The sequence below is a fragment of the Thermoleptolyngbya sp. M55_K2018_002 genome, from assembly GCF_015295965.1.
Classification (GTDB): Bacteria; Cyanobacteriota; Cyanobacteriia; order Elainellales; family Elainellaceae; genus Thermoleptolyngbya; species Thermoleptolyngbya sichuanensis.
Genome location: NZ_DVEA01000142.1, coordinates 1 through 7,273 on the forward strand (window position 1 = coordinate 1; position 7,273 = coordinate 7,273).

Annotated in this window: 8 protein-coding genes; 4 read left to right on the forward strand and 4 right to left on the reverse strand. The window is 57.8% G+C overall.

The window, feature by feature from the left end; translation table 11 throughout:
• Positions 1–329: 329 nt before the first annotated feature.
• The 4 genes from IGS51_RS06760 to IGS51_RS06775 form a co-directional block, all read right to left on the reverse strand.
• Entirely contained in the window at positions 330–764 is a 435-nt protein-coding gene (locus IGS51_RS06760; RefSeq protein ID WP_297077409.1) for a hypothetical protein, read from the reverse strand.
• 145 nt (positions 765–909) lie between these two features.
• On the reverse strand, positions 910–1,593 hold the full coding sequence (bchM, locus tag IGS51_RS06765) for a magnesium protoporphyrin IX methyltransferase (RefSeq protein ID WP_297077411.1): 684 nt from the start codon (positions 1,591–1,593) through the stop codon (positions 910–912).
• 49 nt (positions 1,594–1,642) lie between these two features.
• The gene (locus tag IGS51_RS06770) at positions 1,643–2,167 is read right to left on the reverse strand and encodes a phycobiliprotein lyase (protein ID WP_068508510.1); all 525 of its coding nucleotides are present in this window, start codon (positions 2,165–2,167) and stop codon (positions 1,643–1,645) included.
• 208 nt (positions 2,168–2,375) lie between these two features.
• Entirely contained in the window at positions 2,376–4,580 is a 2,205-nt protein-coding gene (locus IGS51_RS06775; protein ID WP_297077414.1) for a S8 family serine peptidase, read from the reverse strand.
• Positions 4,581–4,855: 275 nt separating this feature from the next.
• Between IGS51_RS06775 and IGS51_RS06780 the strand changes: the two genes are divergently transcribed.
• From IGS51_RS06780 to IGS51_RS06795, 4 genes are all read left to right on the forward strand, one after another.
• Complete coding sequence (locus IGS51_RS06780; protein ID WP_297077416.1) at positions 4,856–5,524, forward strand: hypothetical protein; 669 nt, start codon at positions 4,856–4,858, stop codon at positions 5,522–5,524.
• Between the two features lie 145 nt (positions 5,525–5,669).
• The gene (locus IGS51_RS06785) at positions 5,670–5,927 is read left to right on the forward strand and encodes a BolA family protein (RefSeq protein WP_172358662.1); all 258 of its coding nucleotides are present in this window, start codon (positions 5,670–5,672) and stop codon (positions 5,925–5,927) included.
• Positions 5,928–6,066: 139 nt separating this feature from the next.
• A complete protein-coding gene (gene grxD / locus IGS51_RS06790; protein WP_172358663.1) occupies positions 6,067–6,390 on the forward strand; it encodes a Grx4 family monothiol glutaredoxin in 324 nt (107 codons plus the stop codon).
• 75 nt (positions 6,391–6,465) lie between these two features.
• Positions 6,466–7,218, forward strand: coding sequence for a hypothetical protein (locus IGS51_RS06795; RefSeq protein ID WP_297077419.1), 753 nt, complete (start codon positions 6,466–6,468; stop codon positions 7,216–7,218).
• The last annotated feature ends 55 nt before the right edge of the window (positions 7,219–7,273 follow it).

A 7,273-nucleotide genomic window follows, 5' to 3' on the forward strand; every position in this document is an offset into this window, starting at 1 on the left:
ACTAAATGCGTCTACTAGCGAAAATCCACTAGCGGTTTAGGTGCCTTTTCCAGCGTGTTCTCATAGCTCTTTTAACCAGCTTATTCGACACAACCCGACAACCTAAAGCAGGAAATCCAGACTTACGCTCTGGCTTCCCGATCCTGTTTGCCCAGCTTGCGCCCCACATCAACCCAACACGCCAGCGCTGAATGACTGCATCGGATGATGGCGTGTTTCCTCTCGAATCGGCACTAAACCGTTGCAAAGAGCACCTAAATTGTTACAGTAGTCTGATTTGATGAGAGTTTTTGTTAAAAATTCTTACGCTCTGGCTGCTGAACCCATGATCAAGACAGATCTTGAGGTTGCTCGAACTGCCGTAGCGGAAAGCGATAGAATACCCCGCCCTGCTCATCTACCTCAAAACTGGCTTCAAACTCCTTTGCCCGCTCGTCCAGGTATTGTTTGGCGGTGCTGCCCGATATGTTGGCGGCCATGGCAAACTGGATGACGCTGAAACAGCCATTGTGGGACTGTGCGGTTTGAAAAAACAGTTGACGGAGGCGATCGCTCTCCTCTCTCTGCCAGTCTCGGTGTAGCCCCCACCTCAGCCAGCCCCCGCCAGCGACCAGCGGCACTCCCAGCATCAGTCCGCCCAGCAGCGTACTCCGGCGTTCTTCCGGCGGATCACTCTCATCGAATGGTGCGAGCAGTGCCACCATCAGAAACAGGATTCCCAGACTGAACAACACACCAGAGGCGGTTTGACGCAGAAGTTTCATGGGTCTGTTGGACGGTAAACGTGGGCAGGAATGGGCAATCGAGAAAATTACGAGATACCCCTGTAGGATGCCCTGATTCAGATGCTCAGGACACGACCCTCTGAAAAACTTTATGTCACCCTGGAGAGCCAACTCAGACCTGCACTCAGCGAACGACCTCCAGCAGGCGCGAAAAGTAAAACTGCGTCTTGGTCATGGCGTTGCGCTTCACCGTCCAGCCCTGGCTTTCCAGCACCGCCACCACATCCGCCTCGCGGTGCAGGTAGGCGCGGGTGGCCTTACTGGGGCCGGGAAAAAAGTCGCCAATTTTCTTGAGCAGACTGTAGGCCAGCGTCTTGGGCGCAAAACTGAGCATCAGCCGCGACTCTGCCAGAGAACCCAGGTGGGCAATCATCCGCGCTGCGTCTTCCTGAGGATAGTGGATCAGCACATCCAGACAGATGACCGTGTGATACTTGCCGTCCAGCGATTCCAGGTCTTGCACCGCAAAGGTGGGATTGCCCGACAGCCCCAGCGCCTCGGCTCGCTCCTTTGCTTCGCCCACCATCTTTTCAGAAATGTCGCTAGAGAAGACCGTTGCGCCCATCTGCGCCAGAGGAATGCTGAGGCTGCCCACGCCACAGCCAGCATCGCAAATCGTCAGGGTACTGGCGTTGTCGTCTTCTTTGATCCAGCCCAGCACGGTGTCTACAGTTTGCTGGTGGCCTTTGCGGATATCAAGCTGGACTTTATTGACCTCACCGTCGCCGTAGATGCGTCGCCAGCGATCAAATCCGGTCGCATTGAAATAGTCCCGGACGATGGTTTTGTCGTCGAGTGCGTTGGTCATTCGGGGTTAGGGGTCAGGTTTAGAGATTAAAGACGGGAATTCAGGCAGGCTATTTTGCGCCGCCCATGCGAATTTCGGAGCAGAAGGTGGCCATGCTGAAACCACCAAAGCGCTTGAGGATGCTCGTACGCAGGCGCAGGTTGGGGCTGGCAAACCAGAGGCGCTCTTCGGAATACATGGTTTCGTATTCGGTGATGAGCGTTAGGGAGTCGTCATCGCCCATGACGTAGCGGCCGGCCACGGGGGCCTTTTCGGCGTATCCCTGTTCGCGCAGCATTTTGCCTTCGTTGGGCTGGTCGGCATCAGCAACGGGCACAATCACGGTGGAGCCTTCGTGCTTTTCTTTGTCCCACTCCATCGTGCCATCCCAGGTCACGCGGGCCCCGCACAGCGCCAGGGCCGGGTCGATTTCGTATTGCTGGCACAGCGCAACGACGGCCGGGTCATCCTTGCTCAGCAGGTCGATGACGATGTCGGACTTGCCGCTCTCGGTTTGCTTGAACGCCAGGTGATGGCTGGTGCGCTGAGAGAACCATTTGCCGCTGCTCTGTTCAAAAAATTCGACGATATCCATTGTTATTTCGTGAGGATTGTTGTCTCGTGAGGATGAAAACCTAAATTCTGGCTAAAAACGAAACCTGGGCGGGCAGCGGCTTCACAGAGCGCGATGTCCTGCAACATTCCTTATCTTATAGCGATCGCCCCCCGCAATTTGCACCGTCTCTGGAAATCGCCGAAAGCGACGGCTGTTTAGCAATGTGCCTACATGTGCCTAAACGTGCCTAAAAGCCCAAATTTAACTGCCAGCTCAGCAGCCGCCCGACGTGCTGCGGCGCACAGTCCACCAGCCGCAGTTGCCACACGCCCCGGGCCGAGCGGTTTAGCACCGTCCGCAGGAGTGGCGTGGTTTGCAGTGTGTAGGTGGTTTGCAGGCGGGTGCGGCGGCCGAGGGTGCGGCTTTGCAGCAGAATGGGGTCGCCTTGGGGCGGCAGCAGCATAATTTCCAGGTCGCCCAGATAGCTGTGTTCCACGTCTACCGTGATCCGCAGGTCGCGCAGGGGGCGATCCGCGCGATCCTCACGGGAATCGCCCTGAACTTGCAAAATGCTGGTTGCGCCGCGGGGGGTGTCGTCGGGGATGGCGACGGGCGTGGTGTTGGAAAGTGACTGCCACTCGCTGGGGGCGATCGCCGCTGACAGCCTGCGCCGCGCCGCCTCCACTGCCCGCGCCGCGTTTACCTTGCCATAGCCAAACCACTTGGAATGGCCGCTGGCATCGTAGGTGCCAAAGCGCAATCCCAGTTGGGGGTCGGGATCGGGGTCTACGATTTTGTCGGCGGTTTCCTGCAAAATCTGCTTCACCTCTCGCGCCGTCAGGTCTGGATTGACCGACAGCACCAGCGCCGCTACCCCCGCCACCACCGGGCAGGCGCTCGACGTGCCGCCAAAGGTGTTGGTAAAGCTGTCCGGATCGTAGCCCGCTGCCCCCAGACGATCGGTAGTGAACACGCCTACCCCCGGCAGGGCCGCCCGAATTTGTGGGCCCGTGTAGGTATAGCCCGTTTGGGGCAGCCACATCCCTGGGGGTGCGTTGTTGCTGGGGGCTGTCACGGAAATCGCATCGCCCCAGTTGCTGTAGGCGGCTTTTTTGTCGAGGCTGGTGCTAGCTGCCACGGCGATTACGTCGGGATGCACTGCAAATCCGTTGAGCCACTGGGTGTTGCCCCGCAGGACGTTGTTCATCCAGCCCTGCTCGTTGACGGTGCCGCTGGTGGGGCGGTTGGCGTTGCCTGCGGCAAAGACGACGACGCAGCCCTTGCCGCCGCGCCCTTGGGTTGCCGCCCGGTTGATCGCCGCCCGCTGCCGCAGCGACAGGGGAAAGTAGGCCGCGCTGGCCCCCCAGCTACAGGAAACCACTGCGGCCCCTTTTTGCAGGGCCCAGTCAAACAGCGACTCGATCGCCTGGTCGTCTAGAAACCCTGTGGTGCGGAGGGGCATCAGGCTGCATCCAGGGGCAACGCCGACGATGCCAAACTGGTTTTCTTCGGCGATCGCCACGCCCGCGCAGGCCGTGCCGTGGTTTTCGTGGGATGCTTCTGGCAGCGGCAGATTGGTTTGCAGCTTAAAGTCTCGCGGCTGCACGATTTTTCCTGGCCCCTGAAAGTCGGGATGGTTCAGGTCAAACCCGTCGTCGGTGACAGCCACGACGACGGCCCGACTGCCCCGCGTCACGTCCCAGGCAGGTTCAACAGAAATGTGGGCCGTCGGCGCAATCTGGGAGCCGCCCTGGGTTTGCAGATACCACTGGCGGGGATATTCTGGCTCCTGGGGGCGATAAAGCTGCTGGGCGCGGATGACGATGTTGGGTTCCGCCAGCAGTACGTCTGGGCGGTGCATGAGTTGGTTGGCCAGCTTGATCGGGTTTGCCCTGGCTTGCGGGGTTACCTCAAACACGTAGGTCTGGGGAATGCCGACGACGGGCTGGGCGGGCTTGAGGCCCAATTCGAGGGCGATCGCCCCCATGACTTCCGTCGTCACGCTGTTAGCGAACTGCACCGTTAGCTCATCGGTCAGATAGACCCGCGTTTGGGGATTTTGCGCCAGTTGATAGACATGGCTGGCAAAGGCAACGTACCGATGCGCCCTGGCCCGGTCGATCCCGGCATCTGCCTGCCCCGCTGCCGTTTTCACCTCGATCAAGTCCACTCCGGGAACCGGACGCAGGGATTCTACGTCTAGCTGCTGAACCCAGTCCTCTAGAGTGATCTCGGCGGGTGCGTCTGCCGTCGGGCGAAACGTAAAGCGATCGCCCAGCTTTTGCAGGCGCAGTTCCTCGCCGCCCCGCTGCAAAATCATGCCCTCCTGCTCCGCCAACACGCCAGAGGCAGGCGGCATCGCGTCTACCGGATTGCCTTCTACCTGGAAATCGGCCCCACCCCTCGGCGATGAACCGGAAGACGGGCGATCGGGTGGCACAAATCCAGTCATAGGGGTTTACCTAACTTCAACAACAACGGCAAAAACAACAACGGCAAACTTAAACGGAACTTAAACGGCAGATTTAATTAAGGCAGCGCAAGATAACAGCGAACCTCCAGTACATAGCACAACTGGGTAATCTCGGTGCTTTTTGGTCACGAAGTTTAAGCAAAAATAAATAGACAAAGCATCCGAGTGGTAGTATTTACTCTGTGCATTCGCAGGTGCATTTGGTCAGGTTCATGTCTATTCTCTTCAAACTTCTCAAGTCTACGCAGAGGCCCATGGTATCTTTCAACGCCCTTCGTCCACGCTCCTTGACCTGGCTTTTGGCGATGCCCGCCGCAGTTGCGACTGCGCTCGTTCCAAGCGTCGGTGTCGCCCAAACGCCTAGCCCTGCTGACCCCGATGCGGGCTTGCAGCAGCTTGAGCCAGTTACCCCTGCAAACCCCAGCCTTCCCGCTCCCAATGTCACGCCTAGCAACCCCGATGACCTGCGCCCGCTGGCTCAGGATGGCAGCCTGTTGAGCGTGCGGGCGGGCCAACGGATGATGGAAGAAGCCCGCGCTGCGGCAGCCGTGCAAAACTATGATCTGGCCGTGCGACGACTGCAAGAAGCCCGTCAGGTCTTTAACCAACTGTCTAACTTCTATCAAGAGCTATTCAACAGCTTTACGGCAATTGATAACCGCATTGCCGACAGCCAGCGCCGCAGCGCCCTGGAAACGGCTCAACTGCGAGACGAAGCCACCTATCAGCTTGCCCTGGTGCATCGGGCCCAAAACAAGCCTGACCTAGCCGTGCCGCTGCTGGTGCAAATCGTTCGTAGCCAAAATCCCACTCGCGATTTGGGGCAGCGGGCCTATCGCCAGCTTTATGAACTAGGCTTTGTGGATTCACCCTTCCCGCGCAACCAAGATCCAGCTTCGACCTCCACTGCGCCTCGTCAGTAGGAAGGTGGCTGAAAGGCAGGATTAGCAGTTTCTTGGAGCGGCTCTTGAGGCAGCGTTTGAGACTGCTCACGAGGTCGCTTGGCTTTAGGATGCACAATGCTTGAGGCAGCACAATGCTTTAGATAGCACAGTAAGGAGCGCGGAGATGATTAGTCCCAGCCAGGTAGAGGCGATGATTAAGGAAGCAATGCCCGACGCACAGGTGCAGATTCAAGACCTGACGGGCGGTGGCGACCACTATCAGGCGATTGTGGTGTCTTCAGCATTTGAGGGCAAAAGCCTGATTCAGCAGCACCAGTTGGTGTATCGTGCGGTTGGCCCGGCGATGGCATCGGAAGCCATTCACGCCCTCTCGCTGAAGACCTATACGCCCGAATCCTGGGCCGCAGGGCAGGCTTCATAACCCACCGAAATGAGTGCGGGGAGGTTCGCAGGGTCGAGTCTCCCCGCTACACTGTTAGCAGATGCAGGGTTTCAAAGCTAAAAGATTGGATTCTGCACCCTTCTCTACTAATACTCAGAGCTTTTTCCTACGCAAGACCATGACTCCGGAACTCAAAGCAAAAATTGACGACTTGATTGCCCAAAACAAAATCCTGGTTTTCATGAAGGGCAATAAGCTGATGCCCCAGTGCGGCTTTTCTAACAACGTCGTGCAAATTTTGAATTCGCTCGGTGTGCCCTATGAAACGGTAGACGTGCTGGAAGATTACGAGATTCGTCAGGGCATCAAGGAATATTCAAGCTGGCCGACGATTCCCCAGGTTTACATCAATGGCGAATTCATTGGCGGGTCGGACGTGATGATTGAGCTATATCAGCAGGGTGAACTTCAGCAAAAAGTTGAGGTAGCGCTCGCGTCTTAGGGTGGATGCTGGATTGGGCGATCGCCCCTAAGCTTGAGAGTATAGCTCTCAAGAGAAAAATCTCCAGGGAAAAGTATGACCGAGCCAGGGAACTCCCGGTTTTGTGTTCAGAATGTGGTTCACAATGTGAGCGAGGCGATCGCCAGCGCAGTCTCTTCGGCCAGCAACATTGCCTCTACCGTTGCCGATACTGCCGTCAGCACGGCGGAAGTGGCTGTGAGAACGGTCGTGCCCGATGCCCACAACTGGGTCGAACGGGGGACGGAAACGGTTGGACGCATTGCCACGCCCATTGCAGAAAATCCGCTGGTTAAGGGCGCGACCCAGGTGCCGGGGCTGAAGTGGCTGTTGGCATCCCTGGGGCAGGTCAGCCTGACGGAAGTGCGGACGGATGTTGCCGCCCTCCAGCAGCAGTATCCTGCCGAAACGCCCCGACAGTTGGCGCGACGCATCATCTCCGATACGGCCATGAAAGCGGCGGGCATTGGTTTGGCGACCAACATCGCACCCCCAATTGCGTTGGGTCTCTTGGGCATTGAGATTGCGGCCATCAGTGCCCTCCAGGCGGGTATGATTTACCGAATTGCCGCTGTCTATGGCTTTGAGCTAGAAGATCCGGCGCGGCGGGGCGAGGTGATGACGCTGTGGGGCGTGTCGAGCAGCAGTTCTGGCGTGGTGAAGGCTGGTGTGAGCCTGGTAGAAGCCATTCCCTTTGCCGGGCCAGCCGTCAGCATTGGGAGCAATGCCTCCCTCCTCTACGGATTGGGCTACGCCGCAGTTCGCTTCTATGAGAACAAACTGGCAAAGGGCGATCGCCCAAACTCTTAGCATTCTCTAATTCGCTCTAAGTAGATAGACCAGATTAAAAAACAGATCCTGAACC